The sequence below is a fragment of the Micromonospora sp. NPDC005171 genome (genome assembly GCF_040608575.1).
Taxonomy (GTDB): Bacteria; Actinomycetota; Actinomycetes; order Mycobacteriales; family Micromonosporaceae; genus Micromonospora.
On record NZ_JBEXIM010000002.1, the window covers coordinates 240,544 to 260,257 of the forward strand.

The following is a 19,714-nucleotide window of genomic DNA, read 5'->3' on the forward strand; positions in this document are numbered from 1 at the left end:
GCGAATATCTCCGTGGCAGCATCAGCGGATGCATCGCCGTCACTTTCCCCGGGCCCTCGCGCTGCTCGCGCTGGTCGCCACCGCGGCCACCGCCGGCGCGCCCGGTGCCACGGCTGAGTCGCCCACCCCCGCGACGACCCACCTGCGCGCCACCATCGACACGATCCTCGCCGACACCCGGCTGACCGGCGCGCAGGCGTCGGTGGTCGTGGTCGACACCGGCACGGGACAGACGCTCTACGACCGCAACGGTGACCGCCGGCTGGTGCCGGCATCCAACACCAAGCTGCTGACCTCGACCGCGGCCCTTGAGCTGCTCGGCCCGGGCCACCGCTTCAGCACGGACGTACGCGCCAGCGGCAAGCGCCGGGCGGGCCTGCTCTCCGGCAACCTCTATCTGCAGGGCGGGGGCGACCCGACAATGCTCGCCGCCGACTACGACGCGCTCGCCGCGAAGGTCGCCGCCGACGGCGTCCGAGTGGTCACCGGAAACCTGGTCGCCGACGACACCCGCTACGACAGCACCCGACTCGGCCCCGACTGGACCTGGGACGACGAGCCCTACTACTACGCCGCCCAGGTCTCCGCGTTGACCGTCGCCCCGGACACCGACTACGACGCGGGCACCCTGATCGTGCACGCCGCACCGGCCGACCGGGCCGGCGCCCCGCCGGTGGTCACCACCACCCCCGCCACCGGGTACGTCCGCGTCGACAACCGCGCCCAGACGGTCAGCGACGGCGAGACCTCGATCTCGATCGAGCGCGAGCACGGCGGCAACACAGTCGTGGTGACCGGCCAGATCGCCGTCGGCGACGAGCCGGCCAGCGACTGGGTCACCGTCTGGGAACCCACCGGCTACGCGGCCGACGTGTTCCGGGCGGCGCTGCACCGACACGGCGTCCGGGTGCTCGGCCGGACCGTTCTCGGCCAGCCCACCCCGGAGACGGCCCAGTCGGTGGCGCGCCACGACTCGATGAGCCTGGGTGAGCTGATGACGCCGTTCCTCAAGCTGTCCAACAACGGGCACGCCGAGGTGTTGACCAAGGAGATCGGTCGGGTGCTCTCCGGCTCGGGCACCTGGACGGCCGGGCTCACCGCGATCAGCGAGTACGTCGCCGACACCGGAATGGACACCGGGCGACTGCGACAGCGTGACGGCTCGGGGTTGTCCCGCCGTAACCTGATCCCGGCGGCGGAGTTCGTCGACCTGCTGAGCGCCGTCCGCGCCGAACCGTGGTTCGCGACCTGGTACGCGGCGCTGCCGATCGCCGGCCAGCCTGAGCGGTTCGTCGGTGGCACCCTGCGCAGCCGGATGGCCGGCACCCCGGCTGCGGGCAACGTGCACGCCAAGACCGGCAGCCTGACCGGTGTCTCCGGGCTCTCCGGCTACGTCACCAGCGCCGATGGTCGACTGCTGGCGTTCTCCATCCTGCTGAACAACTACCTGACGGCGTCGGTGAAGCCGCTGGAGGACCAGATCGCCGTGGCGCTGGCCGGTTTCCGCGAGGGTGAGGCATCGACGGCACGGGTCGCCACGCCGACGGTGCCGGCGACGCCGCGTACCCCTGAGGGCGTCGAGTGTTCCTGGGTCAAACCGATCACCTGCTGAGCGGCGGCCGGGAGGCGCGCACGCGCCTCCCGGCCCGGCGAGCGCTCAGGCCGGACGGTCCGGTGGGGGGACCACCGCCGTCGGGTCACCACGCTCGATGAGCGCGGCGATCTCAGCGGCCCGCAGCCCGCGCAGCGCCAGCACCCGGGTGCCCCAGCGGTGCAGGCGGCACGGGTGCGGGCTGGCATCGTTGCGGCAGACCACACCACCGGACCACCGTCGAGGGGCGTGCACCACCACCGCCCGTACGGCGAACTGGGTGTCCTCGCCCGTCACGTACGGCGGGAGGGGAATGTCGCGAAGAACCTCCCCGGACGCTTCAGCGGTGCCGGACGAAGCGGCACGACGGACGCGGTGGGCGGTGCTGCTACTCATCTCCGCTGCCTCCACACTGGATCGTCGGATGGGGACAGCAGAAAGTTACGACGCGTTCGACGGTCCGCGACGGACAAACTGTCCCGCCGCCCGCTCGCGCGGCGACCGGTCAGTCAGTCAGCGCACCGTCACGGCCTGGAGGCCGACGTTGCCGCAGTGCGGTGTGAAGACCTTCTCGACGGTCCACTTCAGCAGCAGTTTGGCGCCCTTCGGCAGTGTGAAGCGGATGGTGAACTGGGCACTCTGACTGGTGTAGGGATCTTCCAGCCGAGCGGTGCGGGCCGGCCCGCCAGTGGACAACCGCGCCTCCAGTCGCCCCCGAGCCATCCAGATGCCGCCGTAGAGCTGGACGGTGCGCGGCTCGCCGCTGCCGGCGACGGCGAGGTTGAACCCGTTTCCGGCGCCGCAGGTGTAGACGCCGTTGGAGCTGCCGTTCCTGGATCGCTCCGGCGTGCCGTCGGACCAACGCACGTACTCCTGGTTGCCGTCCCAACCGACCCGGCTTCCGACGCCACCCCCGTCGATGATCTCGCCGGAGCCGGAGCGCTTGCGGTTCGTCGACCTGCCGCCGCGCTCCCCCCAGTGCACCCAGTCCCGGGTGCCCACGGCGGTGAGGTCGACGGCGGCGGGCATCTCCCCCCGGCTCACCGACAGCGCCAGCGAACCGGGCTTGGCCGGCGGCGGGGCAGGTGCGCTGGTCGACGGCGTCGGGTCCGGCGAGGGCGGGCGCTGGCGCGGACGCAGACCGGGCGTCGCTGGCCCGGCCTCGCCGGTGCGCCCGTCGGCAGCCGGGAGACCGGGGGAACGGGCGGCCCCGGCGGGCCTGCCGCCCGGACCCGCCTGGGCGTCGTCCGGCTCGGGACCGGACCGGGTGCCGAGGTATGAGACCAACACCACCAGGCAGGCGAGTACGGCGGCACCCTCCACCGCCCAGCGTCGCCGCTGCCGGGCCCGGCGCAACACGCTCCGGGTCACCCCGGCGGTGATGGCACGCGGACGGTGCCTCGGCGGCGCGTCGCCAGCCTTCGAACCAGCCCGCGTGCGGTCTTCGTCCGCCACCGACCCCTCCAACTCCACCGCCCGGCCGTTCTGGACCGCCGCGGACCACACCGTCCACTGTGGGCCGATTCACGTTTACCCGGGCGTGGACGACACGCTAGATCCGGACTGCCGGACGTGTCCACCCCACAACGGGACGCTGTCGGACAACCCGGTCCGCTCGGACTGACACTCCGGCAAACCACGAGCGCCTTTCGCGTCAGCCGATCCGGAATCCGAGCAACTGCGCGACGACCACTGCCTGCTCGACGTCGATGATGGCACCGGCCCGTTCGACGACCATCGGGTCGAGCGCGGTGAGGTCGCTGCCCCGCAGGTCGGCGCCGCCGAGCCGGACGTTTGTCAGCTGCGCTCCGGAAAGATCGACACCGGTGACCGTAGCACCGGTGAGGTTGGCCCTCGTGAGGTCCACCTCCCGCATGCGCACCCCGGTCAGCCGAACGCCGCGCAGGTCGGCACCGGGCAGCGCCGCGAAGGACCAGTCACCGCCGTCCACCGTCAACGGACGCAGATCGCACTCGCTGAAGGTGCTGCCGACCAGCTTGCAGCCGGTGAACTCGGCCTCGAAGAAGTTGCACCGCCGAAAGACGCAACGGGTGAAGGCGGAGTCGACATGTCGCGAGGCGTTGAACGCCACGTTGCCGAACGTGCAGCCGGTGAAGACCGCGCCTCTGCTCACCGCCTCGGTCAGGTCCACTCCGAAGAACTCGCAACCCACGAAGTGCCGGTCGGTCAACTCCTCGCCGTACCAGTCCTCGTCGCGGAAGGTCACGTCCTCGGTCAACTCCGGCATCCGGCCAGGCTAGTGGGCGCCTTCGACAGCGGACGGCAGGCAGGCCCCTTCCGGTGTCGGCGTACCGGCGAGTAGGTTCGGCGGCGTGAGTGTGGCTCGGAGCAAGGACCCGGATCAGATCGGTTTCGACCCGGTGCGGCTGGCGCGGATCGACGAGCACTTCGGTCGGTACGTCGACGACGGCCGGCTGGCCGGCTGGCAGGTGGTGGTCACCCGGCACGGCGAGGTGGCGCACTCCTCGACGTACGGGCTGCGCGACCGGGAGTCGGGCGCACCGGTCGAGGACGACACCCTCTGGCGGATCTACTCGATGACCAAGCCGGTCACCTCGGTCGCGGCGATGATGCTGTGGGAGGAGGGTCGGTTCGAGCTGACCGACGAGATCAGCCGCTGGCTGCCCGAGTTCGCCGACCTGCGGGTCTACTCCAAGGGGTCGGCGCTCAAGCCGTACACGGTGCCGGCGGTCGAGCCGATCCGGGTCTGGCACCTGCTCACCCACACGGCCGGCCTGACGTACGGCTTCATGCAGACCTCGGTGGTCGACGGGCTCTACCGGGCCGCCGGCTACGACCTGTACCCGCCGGCGGACGTCGACCTGGCCAGCGCCTGCGCGGCCTTCGGCGAGTTGCCGCTTTTGTTCCAGCCCGGCTCGGCGTGGGGCTACTCCGTCGCCACCGACGTGCTCGGCCGACTCGTCGAGGTGATCTCCGGGCAGAGCCTCGACGCGTTCTTCGCCGACCGGATCTTCGGCCCGCTGGGCATGACCGACACCCGCTGGTGGGTGGAGGGCGACGAGGCCGACCGGCTGGCCGCGCTCTACGTCCCGGAACCGCGCAGTGGCCGGGCCGTCCGCCACGACAGCCTCGGGTCGCTCGCGTTCAGCAAGCCGGCGCTGCTCTCCGGCGGTGGCGGGTTGATCTCCAGCGCCGCCGACTACCACCGCTTCACGTCGATGCTGCTGCGCGGCGGCGAACTGGACGGCGTCCGGCTGCTCGGGCCGCGCACGGTGCGCTTCATGACCCGCAACCACCTGCCGGGTGGTCAGGACCTGGGCGCCCTGTCCACCGGCGGCTTCGCCGAGAGCACCCTGGACGGGATCGGCTTCGGCCTCGGCTTCGCTGTGGTCGACGACCCGATCCCCAGCCGGGTGCCGAGCAGCGTCGGCGAGTACTACTGGGGCGGGGTGGCCAGCACCGCGTTCTGGGTCGACCCGGCCGAGGAGATCACCGCGCTGCTGTTCACGCAGCTGATGCCGTCGAGCACCTACCCGCTCCGCTCCCAGCTGCGCCAACTCGTCTACGCCGCCCTGGTCGACTGACGGGATCGTCGTTCCGCCGACGGGCAGCCGGCCCAGTCCCTAGCCTGAGCTGGTGAGCACCATCGTCGTGTTTGGCGCGGGCGGCACCGCCGGTTCGCGGGTCGTTGCCGAGGCGGTCGACCGGGGGCACCGGGTGATCGCCGCGGTCCGCCGCCCGGAGGCCACCTCGTACCTGCCGGCCGGGGCGCGGACGGTCACCGGCGACGCGACCAGCGAGCGGAGTGTCCGGGAGCTGGCGCCGGACGCCGACGCGCTGGTCGTGGCAATCGGCGGCGGCGAGCGCGAGCTGTGGCGCAACGCGGCGGAGAACCTGGTGACCACGCTGCGCGGGATGCCTGCCGCACCGCGGGTCATCCACCTGGGCGGCGGGTCCACCCTGCTCACCCCGGGCGGCACCCGCATTCTCGACGAGCCGGACTTCCCGGCGGAGTACCGGGAGTCGGCGCTGGGCCAGGCGGACGCGCTGGACTACTACCGCACCGCCGCCGACGGGGTGAGCTGGACGTATGTTTCGCCACCCCCGCTGGAGTTCCACCCCGGCGCGCGCACCGGGCACTACCGCACCGGCACCGACCAGCCGGTCACCGATGCTCAGGGCCGCTCGGTGCTCACCTATGAGGACCTGGCGGTGGCGATCATCGACGAGATCGAGCAGCCACGACACCAGAACGCCCGCTTCACCGCCGCGTACTGACCCGGGTGCGGGCCAGCCGTGGTCAGTCGGCGAGGCGGGCCGGGAACCCGCCGGTGGCGATCGGACCCCAGGCGTCGATGGTGACCCGGATCAGCGACTTGCCCTGGCGCACCATCGCCGCCCGGTAGTCGTCCCAGTCCGGGTGCTCCCCGGAGATGCTGCGGAAGTACTCGACCAGCGGCTCCAGCGCCTCGGGTAGGTCGAGCACCTCGGCGGTGCCGTCGATCTGCACCCAGGGGCCGTTCCAGTCGTCGCTGAGCACGCAGGCCGAGACCCGGGGGTCGCGGCGGAGGTTGCTCACCTTGGCCCGCTCGGGGTAGGTGGAGACGACCAGCCGCCCCTGCCCGTCGACCCCGGCGGAGACCGGGGAGGACTGCGGGCGCCCGTCCGCCCGGGTGGTCATCAGCAGGACGCGGTGTCGCGGCCGGACGAAGTCGAGCAGGCCGTCCCGGTCGACCCGGGTGTTCCTTGCGATGCTGCGTGCCATTCCCCGTTCCTACCAGGGCGCCGGCGCAGCGGTGGCGGCGGGTCAGCGGGGTCGGGCCGCGGCGCGGTGCACCGTCTGGGTGGGCACCCGGGGGCGACCGGACGGACGCCAGGCCCGACCGTTGGCGTAGATCACCCGGAAACCGAGGTACGACGCGAGCGGCGCCCAGTGAGCGGAGCCCATCCGCAGCTCGGCGGCGTTGTGTCGCTGGCCGTTGGCGAGCACGTCGAGCAGGACGGTTTCGAAGGCCGCCGATTCGACCCAGTCGACTTCCCGGGTGAAACCGCAGATCAGCGCGGCTCCGGTGACCTCCAGGAACTCGCGCAGCACCGCATCCGAGGCGCGCAGCACCGAGCAACTGCCGAAATAGAGTCGGCGACCCTCCGCGCGGCCGGCCATCAGGTCAGCCACCTCGTTCAACTCCACCGACTGCCAGTCGGTGAGGCAGAGTCGGCTCGGCTCGCCGTGCATGGCGAAGAAGCCGACCCGGTGGTCCGCGTACTGCTTGAGCAGCCAACGGTCCAGGAAGTAGAACAGCTCGTCGCGGGTGGCCGCGTCCTTGTGGATGAAGCGGATCTTGCCCAGCCGCTCCAACAGCTCCAGGGTGGGCAGCACCGAGCCCCGCTCGTTGAGGTCACGGTGCCACTGACCTTCGACACAGAAGACGCCACCCCGTGCCACGCGCACCTCCGCCAGTCCGCCGCCCGCTGATGACGTTACCGGCCGCCATTACCCCGGGAACATCACCCTCGGTGTGGCAGATTGCGACGTTCGGTGTGCTTGGCCACGAAAGGGCTGATCGGCGGGAAGTGGCTGTTTCGCAAATCAGCTGAATTCCCAGCCAATACCCAGGGACAGCAGTTTGTGAGCACGATTCTCGTTAATCCCCTCCAACCGCACGGATCAGTGTCAGGGTGGAAATCACGGGACTTCTCGGTCGATGTCCCGGTGCCACCCCATTCGCTCTCCTATCGGGAGGACTTCTGTGCGCGTAAACACCTTGAAGCGTGCCGCCGTCGCATTCGCCCTGGCACTGCCCGGGGCCGCAATCGCCACGGTGGTCGCCGCACCGGCGGCGCACGCGGACGGCTGTTACACCTGGAACCGCACCCTGAGCCAGGGGCGCTCCGGCAACGACGTCCGCCAGTTGCAGATCCGGGTCGCCGGTTGGGCCGGCTACCGGGACATCGTGGAGAACGACGGCCGCTACGGGCCGAAGACCGCCGCCGCGGTCAAGCGGTTCCAGCAGGCGTACGGGCTGCGCGCCGACGGCATCGCCGGCCCGCAGACCTTCGCCAAGCTGTACCAACTCCAGGACAACGACTGCACGCCCGCGCACTTCAGCTACAGCGAGCTGGACAACGGGTGCGGCGGAAGCGGGTGGAGCGGCGGCCCGCTGTCGGCGAACCAGACCAAGCAGAACGCGCTGCGCACCATGTGGAAGCTGGAGGCGCTGCGTAAGGGCCTCGGCGACAAGCCGCTCAACGTGTCCAGTGGTTTCCGCAGTCGCGCCTGCAACAACCAGGTCGGTGGCGCGTCCGACAGCCAACACCTGTACGGCAACGCGGCCGACGTGACCTCACGGACGTCCTCGCTGTGCCAGGTCGCCCGCAACGCCCGCAACAACGGCTTCAGTGGTCTCTACGGGCCGGGCTACCCCGACCACGACGACCACGTGCACGTCGACTCGCGTCGGGAGAACAACAGCGACCGCAGCTCGAACACGACGAGCTGGTCCGCCCCGGACTGCGGGATCGGCAACTGAGCCATCCGCCCAGAGCGACGTCGGTCCGACGCGGAGGGGGAATCTCCGCGCCGGGCCGACGTCGTGTCGCCCCGGGGCTGGTGGGCGGAGGGGGTGGCGCGCTCAGCTCGCCCGGGGCCAGCGCGGCGCGGTGACGGGGGGAGTCACCGGCCGGCCAGCAGCGGTGGGCCGTACCCCCTGGGGGACGACCCGCGCGGCCTGTTGCCGCGACGGCCCGGTAGCCGTGAACGGGAAGGGCACGTGCACGAACGGATTACCGTGCCGGATCAACGCCTCGATCTGCCGCTCGTTGAGCCCGTGTGTCTCCAACACCCGGCGCCCCCAGCGGTGCAGGCGGCACGGGTAGGAGGCGCCGTCGTTGCGGCACAGCGGCCCGGTGGGCCACTCCTCGGCGGTGTGCACGACCACCGCCCGGACCGCGAGCCGGACATCCTCCGGGGTCAGCGGTGCCGGCATTGGCACCTCACCCAGTACCAGGTCGATGGGATCCGTCGACTGCTCACCAACTCGCACGGCAGGCCTCCCGCAGTTCGGCAGCGGTACGGCGGACCCACCGCACCGACATCCTCGGCCATGAGTACGGCGGACACCGTACGAAAGTTCAATTCCGGTACCCGGTAAGCAGATCCTCCGCCGACAACACGCGGATGCCGTCGACGGCGGTGCCGCTGCGCGACACGGCAACGACCGGCACCGACTCGTCGGCGCCGGGGAGCCGCGACCGGTGCAGGAGGAGCCGGCCCAGGTCATGCGCGTCAAAGGGCCGGTTCTCCTGCCACTTGACCGATCCGACGAAGCAGATGCGCCCAGCGACGGGCGCACGGTCGACGCCGACAATGTCGATCTCCGGGTCGTTGGTCCGGGTCCAGTAGCCGCCGATCATCGCGGCCTCCGCCGGCAGATGGTCACTGGGCAACCGCCGCAACGCCTCCCGGACGACAGGTTCGATGGCCCGCCCCCGCCAGGACGCCCAGGACCGGTCGATCCGGTCCAGGGTCAGATCGCCCCGCCCTCGCTCGATCTCCGGGAGGTGCGGCCCCAGGAACGACAGCCAGAAGCGCAGGTACGGGTCGGCCACCGCGTACCGAGTTTCCCGCGACGGCTTGGTCGACAAGGGAACGGTGACCTCCACGGCCCGCTTCTGTGTCAGCAGGCGCAGGGCGCGGTTCAGGGACGCCTGCGGAAGATCCCCCGCCGCACGGGAGATCAGCGAGAAAGTACGTTCGCCTGAGCCGATGGCCCGCAGCACCAGACCCGCCTGGGACTGGGGCGGGAATTCCGCCGCGAGTGCCCGCTCGCCGCTGACCAGCAGGGCAGAGGTTGGATCTCGTACCGCATCGGTGAGGTACTCGTGGACGGACGCACCGGTCGGCCACTCGTCGAGGATCAGCGGCAGACCGCCGGACACCAGGTAGGCGTCGAACGCATCCGCGGCGGACAGGCCGAGCATGTCGCTGACGTCGGCCGGGCTGAGCGGCGGAATGACCATCTCCGTGGCTCGCTGGTGGAACGGCCGGCCGTAGTCGTTGAGGGCTTCCATCATGGCCAGGTCCGACCCGACACAGATCAGCAGGACCGGCCGCCGGGACAACTCGCGATCGAAGACCTTCTGCAGCGTTCCTTCGAAGCCCGGGTCGCTCGCGATGAGGTACGGCATCTCGTCCAGGACGACGACACTCGGCCGGTCGGACGGCAGCGCGGCGGCGAGCAGGGTAAGCGCGGCGTCCCAGGTTTGTGGTCGCTGCTCACGCAGAATCTGTGCGCCTGGCAGCGTCGAGGCGGCGGCCTCCTCCACGAAGAGGTCGAGGTCGGCTGCGACGGTCGGCTGCGCGGAGGCGGTGAAGAAGAGGTACGGCACATCGGCCCGATCGACGAACTCCTCGACCAGTCGGGACTTGCCTACCCGTCGGCGACCTCGCATGAGCAGGGCCCGACCTGGCCGACCAGCACGGCCACCCCGTTGCACCCGAGAGAGCATGCCGTCCAGGAGGTGGAGCTCACGGTCTCGCCCGACAAAGTCATCCACTATCACTCCTGACACTGCCAAATTTGGAACAACCAAAAATGAGTGTAACTTAGCCGGGTCACCTGCCCGATCATTTGGTGCCGGCGAAACCGACCGTCAGACCAGGCCGGCGTCGTGCACGAGCAGCGCCACCTGGACCCGGTTGTTCAGCTCCAGTCGGGTCAGCAGCCGGGAGACGTACGCCTTCACCGTTGCCACGCTCATGAACAACTCCCCCGCGATCTCCGCGTTGGTACGGCCGCGCCCCAGCGCGACCGCCACCTGCCGCTCCCGCTCACTGAGCCCGTTGAGCAGCCGAAGCGCCCGTTCGCGGCGCGGGTCCGGGCCGACCGGGCCGGGGGCGGCGGCGGTCACGTGGGCGATCAACGTCCGGGTCACCGTCGGGGAGAGCGTCGCCTCGCCCGCCGCGACCCGGCGTACGGCGCGCACGATCTCCGCCGGTGGGGTGTCCTTGAGCAGGAAACCGGCCGCCCCGGCACGAAGCGCCCGCAGCACCTGCTCGTCGGCGTCGAAGGTGGTCAGCACCAGCACCTCCGGCGGGTGCGGCTGGGCACGCAGCGCCTCGGTGGCGGTCAGCCCGTCGACCCGGGGCATCCGGATGTCCATCAGCACCACGTCCGGGGCGTACGCGGCGACAGCCGCCGGCACTTCGCCACCGTCGGCCGCCTCGCCGACCACGGCCAGGTCCGGCAGACCGCCGAGGATCATCGAGAGCCCGGCCCGGACCAACGCGTCGTCGTCCACGATCAGCACACGCACCGGCGTCCCGGCGGCGTTGGTCGCGCCCGGTGCACCGGCGGCGTTGGCAGGGTTGGTCACGCCGGCCACGGCAGCCAGGCGGCCAGCCGGAAGTCACCGCTGTCGTCCCGACCGTAGGCGAGCCGCCCGCCGGCCAGGGTGACCCGTTCGCTGATGCCGACCAGGCCGGTGCCGGCACCTGGCAGTGTGCCGCCGGCCGGTGCGCCGACCGGCCACCGGTTGCCGATCGCCACGGTCAGCCCGGCGCCCGGCCCGCCGGCCACGTCAACGGTGACGGCCGCGCCGGCCGCGTGCTTGCGGGCGTTGGTCAGCCCCTCCTGCACGATCCGGTAGGCGGCCCGGCCCAGCGCCGCCGGCACCTCCCCCGGGCTGGTGACGCTGTCGCTGACGTTCACCCGCACCCCGGCCGACCGCGACTCGGCGATCAGGGCCGGCAGGTCGCCGAGGGTGGGCTGCGGCGGCTCGGGGGCGTCGCCGGCACCGTCGTCCTCGGCGCGGAGCACCCCGATCACCTCGCGCAGGTCCTGCAGGGCGGCGTGCGCGCTGCCCCGGATCACCCCAGCGGCCCGGGCCACCTCGTCGGCCGGCGCGTCCGGGCGGAATTCCAGCGCACCCGCGTGCAGGCTGAGCAGGGAGATCCGGTGGGCCAGCACGTCGTGCATCTCCCGGGCGATCCGGGTGCGTTCGAGGTGGCGGGCCTGCGTGACCCGAAGCTGCTGCTCCGCCTCGGCCCGCTCGGCCCGCTCGCGTAGCGACACGATCAACTGCCGCCGGGCCCGGACGAACATCCCCCAGGCCAGCACGGCGAGGCTGAGCACCACACCCCAGGACACGGTGGCCCAGTACGGCATGCTCGGGTCCGGGCGTGTCCAACTGAAGACCAGGTTGGTGACGAGACCCGCACCGGTGACCGCGATCGCGATGGCGGTCCGCCGGTGCACCACCACAGTGAAGTAGAAGATCAACAGCGGGATGGCGGCGGCCATCGAGAACAAGGTGAGCGGTGTCGTCGCCACCACCAGCCCGAGTGGCCATCGGCGGCGCAACCAGAGCAGCCCGCAGCAGACCAGCCCGATCACAGCGTCGGCGCCGGTCATCCAGTCGTGCGGGAGCGGGGCCGCCATCGCCGGGTCGGGCGACAGGGCATCGGCAGTGGCGAACAGCACCCAGACCACGGAGACCAGGAACGCGAGGCTGTCCACGATCCAGTCGCGGGTGGTGCGGCGCGGACGCGTACGCCCACTGTCGGCCGGCACCACCAGCTCCCCTGGCAGCAGCCAGGGGTGCTCCGGGACGGCGAGGCTGGTCACGACGCCATGCTAGGCAGCCGACCGGCGACACGACCAGCTACCAAAGTCGAGACCCGCCGGTCGACCAAGGTCGACGCGGCACCTACCGGTGGCCGCAGCGGATGGCCGGACGGCGCGGGCAGGCTCGACGACATGATCACCGTAGAGAACCTCACCAAGCGATACGGGCCACACCCGGCAGTGGACGACGTGTCGTTCCAGTGCGAGCCGGGCACCGTCACCGGCTTCCTCGGCCCCAACGGCGCCGGCAAGTCGACGACCATGCGGATGATCTGCGGGCTGACCGCGCCGACCGCCGGTCGCGCCACCATCTCCGGGCACCCGTACCAGCATCTGCCCAACCCAGGGCGGGAGGTCGGGGTGCTGCTGGACGCCTCCGCCCAGCACGCCGGGCGCACCGGCCGCGAGGCGTTGACGCTGTCCGCGTACACGATGGGTCTGGACCGGCGCGAGGTCGCCGCGAAGCTCGACCTGGTCGGGTTGAACGCGGTGGCCGCGAAGCGTCGGGTACGGGCGTACTCGTTGGGCATGCGCCAACGGCTCGGGCTGGCGCACGCGCTGCTCGGCGACCCCCGGGTGCTGATCCTCGACGAGCCGGCCAACGGCCTGGACCCGGAGGGGATCTTCTGGATGCGCGGCCTGCTGCGCGACTTCGCCGACCGGGGCGGCACCGTGCTGCTCTCCTCCCACCTGCTGCGCGAGGTGGAGGCGGTCGCGGACCGGCTGGTGGTGATCGGGGGCGGCCGGATCGTGGCCCAGGGCGACAAGAACGAGCTGCTGGCCGGTGGCGGCACCGTGGTCCGGGCCCGCGACGACGCGGCGCTGCGGCGGGCGCTGGAGTTGGCCAACCTGACCGCCGTCGACAGCTCGGAGGGGCTGCTCGTGCAGGCCGACGCCGAGGCGGTGGGCCAAGCCGCCGCCGAGGCCAGCGTCGCGCTGGCCGAGCTGCGCCCCGCCAGCGGCGGTGGCCTCGAACAACTCTTCCTCACCCTGACCGCCGGCGAATCGACCAAGGAGGCCGTCCGATGACCACCACCACCGCGCCCGCCGCCGGCGCCGTCGCGCCCCGGCACCACACCCCGGTCCGCCGACCGTCGCTGCTCCGGCTCACCGGCGTGGAGCTGCGCAAGCTGGTCGACACCCGGGCCGGTCGCTGGCTGCTGATCACCATCGGCCTGGCCACCGCGGCGATCGTCACCCTGCAACTGATCTACGCGAAGGACGCCGACCAGACGTTCCTCAACTTCTTCGTTCCGTCGCTGCTGCCGGTGTCGGTGCTGCTGCCGGTGCTGGGCATCCTGTCGATCACCAGCGAGTGGTCGCAGCGCACCGCCCTCACCACGTACGCCCTGGTGCCCCGCCGGGAGCGGGTGGTCGCCGCGAAGCTGCTCGCCGTGATGCTCACCGCGCTCGCCTCGGTGCTGACCAGCCTGGCCGTCGCCGCCGCGGGAACGCTTGTGGCGTCCGCCACCGGCGGTGCGGGCACCTGGCAGTTCGACTGGTCGCTGGTCCTGAACGCGGCGGTCCTCCAGGTCACCAGCGTGTTGATGGGCGCCGCGTTCGGTCTGCTGCTGCTCAACCCGCCGCTGGCGATCGTCGGCTACCTGCTGCTGCCCACCCTGTGGGGCGTGCTCGGCGAGATGGTCAGGCCGCTGCGTGGCCCGTCCGAATGGTTGGACACCAGCAAGACCATGGAACCGTTGTTCAGCAGCGACGCCGTCACCGGCGAGCAGTGGGGGCGGATAGTGGTGTCCCTGCTGGTCTGGATGGTCCTCCCGCTGGCCGCCGGTCTGTTCCGGACGCTGCGCCGCGAGGTGTCCTGACCATGGAGATGGCCAGCTACCGTCCGCGCACCGTGGTCAGCGGCGGCCCCCTGGAGCTGGCGGTCCTCTGGGGTGGCTTCCCGCTGCTCGGGGCGGGCGCCGGATGGCTCCTCGCGGCGGCGACGGGCTGGCTCGCCCGGCTGCCCTGGGTGCCGTTCGGCGACCTGATCGAGTGGCTGGACCGGCTGCCCGAGCCGCAGGCCACCGCCGGCACCATCGCGGTGGGCGTGCTGGCCGGCCTGGTCATCGCCGGGATCGGCACCGCCGAACGGCTGATCGTCACCGTCGACGCGGCGCAGGTCCAGCTGCGCCGCTCCGACCAGAACCGGACCGTCGCGCGGGTCGACACCCGGGTGGTCTTCCTCGCCGACAAGCACCTGGTGCTGCTCGACGCCGACGGCGCAGAACTGGTCCGGGAGTCCACGGATCTGCCGGCCGCTCAACTGGCGGCGGCGTTCCGGGAGCACGGTTGGGGTTGGGCGGACGACGACCCGCACCGGTCGGCGTACCGGCTGTGGGTTCCGGACCTGCCCGGGTTGCCGGCCGGCGCGGATGCGCTGCTGCGTGCCCGGGAACGGGCCATCCAACGGGACCGCCGCGACGACGCCCGGGAGTTGCGCCGCGAGCTGGGCCAGATCGGGGTGGTGCTGCGCGACGAGGGCAAGCGGCAGTACTGGCGGTCGACCACCCGGGCCCTCGCCCCCGGGCCGGAGCAGCCGACTTCGGCCGAGCGGGAGGCGGACGGGCGGTAGCGTCTGTCCCAGCAGACAGTGGGAGCCGCGCGATGACCGAACAGCAGCCGTACCGGGTGGTGTCCCGACACCCCGGCTTCGAGCTGCGTCGGTACCCCGCTCACCTGGTGGCCGAGATGCAGATCCAGGCGTCCTTCACCCGGGCGCCGATCGAGGCGTTCCGGCCGCTGGCCGCGTACATCGGTGGCGCCAATCGGGCCCGGCACCCGATCGGCTCCGCCGCGCCGACGACAGCGGTGGACAGCGGCTCGGAAAAAATCGCCATGACCGTGCCGGTGGTGCAGATCGAGGGCGAGTGGCCGGGCGCGTATCTGATCCAGTTCGTCATGCCGGCCACCTTCACCACCGCCACACTGCCCGAGCCGGTGGACGCCCGGGTACGGATCCGCGCGGTTCCGGCGCGGCTCGCGGCGGCGATGCGGTTCTCCGGGCGGTGGACGGAACAGGCGTTCAGCCAGCGGGCCACAATGCTCGGCCGGTCGGTGACCGCGGCCGGCCTGCAACCCACCGGCGCCATCCGGTACGCGCGCTTCGACCCGCCGTGGAAGCCGTGGTTCCTGCGCCGCAACGAGGTGGTGCTGCCGGTCGTCGAGTAGCTACCTGAGCTGCCGACGGTCCTCGACGCTGGGCCGCGCCAGCAGCAGTGCCATTCCCAGCCCGGCGATCAGCCCGGCCAGGGAGAGCAGCAGATCGGAGTCGGCGGAGTTGATCGGGCTGTTGCCGGCCAACTCGGTGAACGTCGGGCCGATCGGCAGCGTGAAAATCATGGTGATGCCGGTGGCCACCAGGAACAGCAGCGGGCCCACCAGTGCGATGAGCGCGGCCAGGGCGTGGTGCCGCCAGATCGGCCGGCCGCCCGGCCAGTCCCAGGCCAGCAGGGTGACCCCGGTGAGCAGCACCGCCCCGAGAGCGGCCTCCGGCAGGAGTCGTTCGCCGGGCGCGACGGCACGGACCAGCCCCACGCCGATCACTGCCGCCACGATCAGGCCGGCCGCGAGGCCGACCCGAGCCCGGGTCCGCGCCGGAGCCGCCGCCAACGCCGCGCCGACAGCCAGTGCCACCAGCAGCGCCCCGGTGGCCAGGGCGCCCTGGTTCAGCTCCGGCTCCCGGTCGGTCGGTGACTCCATGCCGGCCGCCACAAGCGTCAGCACCCCGGCCACGCAGGCCACGCCGGTCAGCACGCGGCGGTCGGCCGCCGACGGCGTGCCGCGCCCCCGTGCCGACCGCGTACCAGGATCCGACGCCGACGGCGTGCCACGCTCCCACCAGAACAGGATCGCCGCGACCACGCCGAGCACGGCGCAGCCGGCGACGGCCAGCAGCACCGTCGCGTCGACGCCGATCGGATCGGCCCGGTCGATCGCCACGTCGGCGGCGACCCAGCAGCCACCCAGCACCACCGCCGGGCCGCTCCACCGCACGTGCCCCCGCCCGGCCAGCACCAACCCGAGCGGCACCGCCATGATCGCCAGGAACCGCAGGTCGCGCGCCCAGTAGGCGTTGTTGCCCGGCAGGTGCTCCGACCACGGGCCGAGCGGTTCGGTCAGCGGTTGCCACCTGGTCATGCCGTACGCCCAGAGCACGACGGCGGCGGCGGAGAGGAGCAGCCCGACCGGGCGCGCGGATCGCATCCATGGACGGTAGCGGCCCTACCGCCCGAGCGGGGGGCGCGGTCATCCGACGAGGCCGACCGGTGACCTCGCGGGACGATGGCGCAGCAGCCGCCACGTCGGCAGCACACTGGACAGCACCGCGAGCAGCAGGCACAGCCCCACCACCCCGGCGACCACCGGCCACGGCACCACCAGGTCGACGGGGGCGCCGACCTGCTCGGCGAGGCCCGCACTGATGCTGAGCAGACCGACGAACGCGACAGCCCCACCCAGCAGCGCGCCGATCAGGACCACCAGGGCGGACTCGGCGGTGACCAGCCAGATGACCTGCCGTCGGGTCGCCCCGGCCAGCCGGATCAGCCGCAGGTCCGCGGCGCGACCGGCGGCGGCCAGCAGCAGGGTGTTGGCCACCGCGATGGCCCCGTAACCGGCGGACACCCCGATCAGCAGCAGGGTGAAGAGCCAGACGAGGCGGTCCTCGGCGGCGTCCGCCTCGGCCGCCCAGCCCGGGACGTCGAGGATCCGCGCGCCGACCGGCGGATCGATCCGGTCCCGGACGTACACGGTGGACGTCAGCGCCGACGGGTCGTGCGCCCGCACCACGGCCCGGCGCACGAGCAGGTCGCCGGGGATCGAGGTGTCGGTGACCACTGCGACGACGCGCAACGACACCGACGTCCCGTCGGCGAAGACCACCGGGTACGGCTCGGACGGCAGCCGGTTCGCCGAGGCGGTGACCACCACCGTGTCGTCGCCCTTCAGGTCGTTGAGCGAGCCGGCGACGACGCTGAGCACCCGGTTCGCGGCGGCGAAGCCCTCCGGATCCACGCCGAGCGCAGTCATCGGCCGGTCCTGCGGCGACGTTGCGGGGTCGGTGCGGTAGACGGTGGTCGGCAACAGGGCGGTGCCGCCGGTCGCGGCGACGGCCCGGTCGGACAGGCCGGGTGCGCGGTCCGGCACGACGATCCAGCCGGCGTTCACGTTGTCCGCCCGACCTGCCGCATACGCGGCGGTGGTGGTGCGCACCATCCCGGACACCAGCACCGCGAAGGCGACAGTGAGCAGCACCGGCGCGGCGACGGCTGCGGTCCGCCGGGTCGCGGTCAACGCCCCGCCCCGGACCAGCATCCCGACCGCGCCACCGGGCCGACGCACCGGAGAACGCAGCAGCCGTACCAGCGGCCCGACCACCACCGGGGCAAGCACCGTGGCGCCGGCCACCAGCGCCATCACCGCGTAGAGCGCGTACTGCGCCCCCACCCGAGCCTCGTCGGCGGTCGCCGTGCCAAGACTGAGCGCGACTCCCGCCGCGAGGAGCAGCGCCCCGGTTACGGCCCGCAGCCGTCCGATCGGTCGCTGTTCCACAGCGGCATCGCGTAACGCCTCCAACGGGCGGACCCGCGCCGCCCGGCGGGACGCCGACCAGACGGCCAGCAACGCGATCACCGGCCCGGCGGTGAGCGAGACCGCGACCGGCCAGAGTTCGTAGCGGACCCGGAAGGTCGACGGCTCGTAGCCGACGTCGACGAGCAGCCGGCCCAGCAACGGGGCGAGCGCCGCGCCGACCAGCAGGCCGATCAGCCCCGCGGAGACGCCGACGGCGAGCGCCTCGGCGTACACCATGCGGCGGACCTGACGTCCGGTGGCGCCGACGGCGCGCAGCAGGCCCAGCTCACGGCGGCGCTGCGCGATGGTGAACGCGAAGGTGGAGGCGACCACGAACACCGTGACGAAGCCGGCGAGGGCCGCCGTGGCGGTGAGCACCTGCATACCGATCCACCGGGTGCGGGCGTCGCCACGCGGCTCCAGCGCACCGCGAGCGGCGCCGGTGAGCACTCGTCCGTCGCCGGCGACGACTCCGCGAGCCGCCGTGGCGACCCGCTCGGGGTCGGCCCCCGGCGCGAGCACCAACCCGATGGCCCGTACGCCGGGCGCGAGCGCGGCGGCGACATCGTCCGCGACATGGACACCCGGCCCGTCGACCAGACCGGTGACGGTGTAGGACTCCGGGCCGGCGGCGGTCAGCAGGGTGACCGGCGCGCCGGCGCGCAGCCCGAGCGCGCTGTCGACGACCACCTCGCCCGGCCGGCGGGGTGGATCGCCGGCCGTGAGGCGCAGCCCACCCAACTGGGCACTGGACCAGCCGTGCCCCTGATAGGCGTCCTCCCGCCGGGTGTCGGCCGCCGCGGGTCGGCCGTCGACGAGCGGCTGCGCGTAGAAGGTACGGTCCGGCACCGCCGCCACCACGTCCGGCAGACCGGCCAGCCTGCCGACGAACTCCGCGGCCGCGCTGGCGGACCAGGGCCGGGTCGGCACGAACTCGTCAGCGGACGCACCCGCCTCGGGGCTCTGCACCACGACCGCCGCCCGTGCCAGCCGGTCCGGCACCTGCGGACGGCCGGAAGCGAGCAGCAGTGTGGCCGCCGCGACCAGTGTGACCCCGATGGCGACTGCCACGAACGCGCTGGCCGACCGCCGGACGCTCAGCACGACGACTCCGCGACGGTTTCCCGCTCGGCGATCCGGGCGGCGACGGCAGCGGCGGTGATCGGGCCGGTCAGCTCGTCGACGACGCGGCCGTCGGCCAGCAGAAGGACCCGATCGGCGTACGCGGCGGCGGCCGGATCGTGGGTCACCATCACGACTGTCTGGCCGTGGTCGTCGACGAGCGCCCGGAGCAGCCGAAGCACCTGCCGGGAGGACGCGCTGTCCAACGCACCGGTCGGTTCGTCGGCGAACACCACCGCCGGACGGGTGATCAACGCTCGGGCCACGGCGACGCGCTGCTGCTCGCCGCCGGACAGCTCACTCGGCCGGTGCCCGGCCCGGTCGGCGAGGCCGACCGCGTCGAGGGCGGCGGCGACGTCCCGGGCCGGCGGGCGGCGGCGGGCAAGCCGCGACGGCAACTCGACGTTCTGCGCGGCGGTCAGCGTGGACACCAGGTTGAACGCCTGGAACACGAAGCCGATCCGGTCCCGCCGCAGCCGGGTCAGCTCGTCCTCACCGAGGTCGTTGAGGCGAATGCCGTCGATCGTGACGATCCCCTCGGTCGGGCGGTCCATCCCCGCCGCGCAGTGCAGCAGTGTGGACTTTCCCGAGCCCGACGGGCCCATCACCGCCGTGAACGTGCCGCTCGCGAAGCCGGTGGTCACGCCGTCGAGCGCCGTCACCCGCCGGGTTCCGGTGCCGTACACCGCGCGCAGCCCCGTCAGGGTCACCGTGTGTGTGGTCATGACCGTTACGGTGCCGAACGCCAGTGGTGCGGCGCGTCGAGCCGGAGCGGGCACTTTCCGGCCCTCCCCCGGGTGGAGTCGGCGGCCGGCAACCG

At 72.4% G+C, this 19,714-nt stretch carries 20 protein-coding genes; 8 read left to right on the forward strand and 12 right to left on the reverse strand.

Annotation, left to right across the window (positions count from 1 at the left end; all coding sequences use genetic code 11):
• Positions 1 to 28: 28 nt before the first annotated feature.
• Positions 29 to 1,612 (forward strand): D-alanyl-D-alanine carboxypeptidase/D-alanyl-D-alanine-endopeptidase, encoded by a 1,584-nt coding sequence (dacB, locus tag ABZU74_RS05055; RefSeq protein WP_355418647.1) that lies wholly within the window; start codon positions 29 to 31, stop codon positions 1,610 to 1,612.
• Between the two features lie 45 nt (positions 1,613 to 1,657).
• On the opposite strand, the gene ABZU74_RS05060 is transcribed toward dacB, so the two are convergent.
• The 3 genes from ABZU74_RS05060 to ABZU74_RS05070 form a co-directional block, all read right to left on the reverse strand.
• Positions 1,658 to 1,987 (reverse strand): hypothetical protein, encoded by a 330-nt coding sequence (locus ABZU74_RS05060; protein ID WP_355418649.1) that lies wholly within the window; start codon positions 1,985 to 1,987, stop codon positions 1,658 to 1,660.
• A 117-nt stretch (positions 1,988 to 2,104) separates the two neighbouring features.
• Positions 2,105 to 3,046: a hypothetical protein gene (locus ABZU74_RS05065; RefSeq protein ID WP_355418651.1), complete on the reverse strand. Its 942-nt coding sequence runs from the start codon at positions 3,044 to 3,046 to the stop codon at positions 2,105 to 2,107.
• A 199-nt stretch (positions 3,047 to 3,245) separates the two neighbouring features.
• Positions 3,246 to 3,839 carry a pentapeptide repeat-containing protein gene (locus tag ABZU74_RS05070; protein ID WP_355418653.1) on the reverse strand — a complete coding sequence of 198 codons (594 nt, stop codon included), beginning with the start codon at positions 3,837 to 3,839 and terminating at the stop codon, positions 3,246 to 3,248.
• 85 nt (positions 3,840 to 3,924) lie between these two features.
• On the opposite strand from ABZU74_RS05070, the gene ABZU74_RS05075 reads away from it, so the two are divergent.
• Both ABZU74_RS05075 and ABZU74_RS05080 read left to right on the forward strand, forming a co-directional pair.
• Positions 3,925 to 5,157: a serine hydrolase domain-containing protein gene (locus ABZU74_RS05075; RefSeq protein ID WP_355418655.1), complete on the forward strand. Its 1,233-nt coding sequence runs from the start codon at positions 3,925 to 3,927 to the stop codon at positions 5,155 to 5,157.
• A 52-nt stretch (positions 5,158 to 5,209) separates the two neighbouring features.
• Positions 5,210 to 5,851, forward strand: a complete 642-nt coding sequence (locus tag ABZU74_RS05080; protein WP_355418657.1) for an NAD(P)H-binding protein — start codon at positions 5,210 to 5,212, stop codon at positions 5,849 to 5,851.
• 22 nt (positions 5,852 to 5,873) lie between these two features.
• Here the strand turns inward: ABZU74_RS05080 and ABZU74_RS05085 are convergent, their stop codons facing one another.
• Positions 5,874 to 6,338 carry a PPOX class F420-dependent oxidoreductase gene (locus ABZU74_RS05085; protein ID WP_355418659.1) on the reverse strand — a complete coding sequence of 155 codons (465 nt, stop codon included), beginning with the start codon at positions 6,336 to 6,338 and terminating at the stop codon, positions 5,874 to 5,876.
• A gap of 42 nt (positions 6,339 to 6,380) precedes the next feature.
• Entirely contained in the window at positions 6,381 to 7,019 is a 639-nt protein-coding gene (locus tag ABZU74_RS05090) for a hypothetical protein (protein ID WP_355418661.1), read from the reverse strand.
• A gap of 304 nt (positions 7,020 to 7,323) precedes the next feature.
• Here ABZU74_RS05090 and ABZU74_RS05095 point away from each other — a divergent pair, with 304 nt between their 5' ends.
• The gene (locus ABZU74_RS05095; RefSeq protein WP_355418663.1) at positions 7,324 to 8,103 is read left to right on the forward strand and encodes a D-Ala-D-Ala carboxypeptidase family metallohydrolase; all 780 of its coding nucleotides are present in this window, start codon (positions 7,324 to 7,326) and stop codon (positions 8,101 to 8,103) included.
• Between the two features lie 102 nt (positions 8,104 to 8,205).
• Here ABZU74_RS05095 and ABZU74_RS05100 read toward each other — a convergent pair whose 3' ends face one another.
• From ABZU74_RS05100 to ABZU74_RS05115, 4 genes are all read right to left on the reverse strand, one after another.
• Entirely contained in the window at positions 8,206 to 8,616 is a 411-nt protein-coding gene (locus tag ABZU74_RS05100; protein ID WP_355418665.1) for a hypothetical protein, read from the reverse strand.
• Positions 8,617 to 8,704: 88 nt separating this feature from the next.
• Positions 8,705 to 10,129 carry a DUF234 domain-containing protein gene (locus tag ABZU74_RS05105; protein ID WP_355418667.1) on the reverse strand — a complete coding sequence of 475 codons (1,425 nt, stop codon included), beginning with the start codon at positions 10,127 to 10,129 and terminating at the stop codon, positions 8,705 to 8,707.
• A 96-nt stretch (positions 10,130 to 10,225) separates the two neighbouring features.
• Complete coding sequence (locus ABZU74_RS05110; protein WP_355418669.1) at positions 10,226 to 10,948, reverse strand: response regulator transcription factor; 723 nt, start codon at positions 10,946 to 10,948, stop codon at positions 10,226 to 10,228.
• Positions 10,945 to 12,198: a histidine kinase gene (locus ABZU74_RS05115; protein ID WP_355418671.1), complete on the reverse strand. Its 1,254-nt coding sequence runs from the start codon at positions 12,196 to 12,198 to the stop codon at positions 10,945 to 10,947. Before ABZU74_RS05115 ends, ABZU74_RS05110 begins: the two co-directional genes overlap by 4 nt.
• 132 nt (positions 12,199 to 12,330) lie before the next feature.
• Here ABZU74_RS05115 and ABZU74_RS05120 point away from each other — a divergent pair, with 132 nt between their 5' ends.
• From ABZU74_RS05120 to ABZU74_RS05135, 4 genes are read left to right on the forward strand one after another with little or no spacing between them, the layout of a single operon-like run.
• Complete coding sequence (locus ABZU74_RS05120; RefSeq protein ID WP_355418673.1) at positions 12,331 to 13,227, forward strand: ATP-binding cassette domain-containing protein; 897 nt, start codon at positions 12,331 to 12,333, stop codon at positions 13,225 to 13,227.
• Positions 13,224 to 14,021, forward strand: coding sequence for an ABC transporter permease (locus ABZU74_RS05125; RefSeq protein ID WP_355418675.1), 798 nt, complete (start codon positions 13,224 to 13,226; stop codon positions 14,019 to 14,021). The genes ABZU74_RS05120 and ABZU74_RS05125 overlap by 4 nt, the downstream gene beginning before the upstream one ends.
• A gap of 2 nt (positions 14,022 to 14,023) precedes the next feature.
• The gene (locus ABZU74_RS05130) at positions 14,024 to 14,773 is read left to right on the forward strand and encodes a hypothetical protein (RefSeq protein ID WP_355418677.1); all 750 of its coding nucleotides are present in this window, start codon (positions 14,024 to 14,026) and stop codon (positions 14,771 to 14,773) included.
• A gap of 32 nt (positions 14,774 to 14,805) precedes the next feature.
• Complete coding sequence (locus ABZU74_RS05135; protein WP_355418679.1) at positions 14,806 to 15,369, forward strand: heme-binding protein; 564 nt, start codon at positions 14,806 to 14,808, stop codon at positions 15,367 to 15,369.
• Here the strand turns inward: ABZU74_RS05135 and ABZU74_RS05140 are convergent, their stop codons facing one another.
• Genes ABZU74_RS05140 through ABZU74_RS05150 form a run of 3 tightly spaced genes read right to left on the reverse strand, consistent with a single transcriptional unit; the run spans position 15,370 to position 19,619 of the window.
• Positions 15,370 to 16,404, reverse strand: coding sequence for a hypothetical protein (locus tag ABZU74_RS05140; RefSeq protein WP_355418681.1), 1,035 nt, complete (start codon positions 16,402 to 16,404; stop codon positions 15,370 to 15,372).
• A gap of 42 nt (positions 16,405 to 16,446) precedes the next feature.
• Entirely contained in the window at positions 16,447 to 18,876 is a 2,430-nt protein-coding gene (locus ABZU74_RS05145; protein WP_355418683.1) for an ABC transporter permease, read from the reverse strand.
• The gene (locus tag ABZU74_RS05150) at positions 18,870 to 19,619 is read right to left on the reverse strand and encodes an ABC transporter ATP-binding protein (RefSeq protein WP_355418685.1); all 750 of its coding nucleotides are present in this window, start codon (positions 19,617 to 19,619) and stop codon (positions 18,870 to 18,872) included. Before ABZU74_RS05150 ends, ABZU74_RS05145 begins: the two co-directional genes overlap by 7 nt.
• Positions 19,620 to 19,714: the final 95 nt, after the last annotated feature.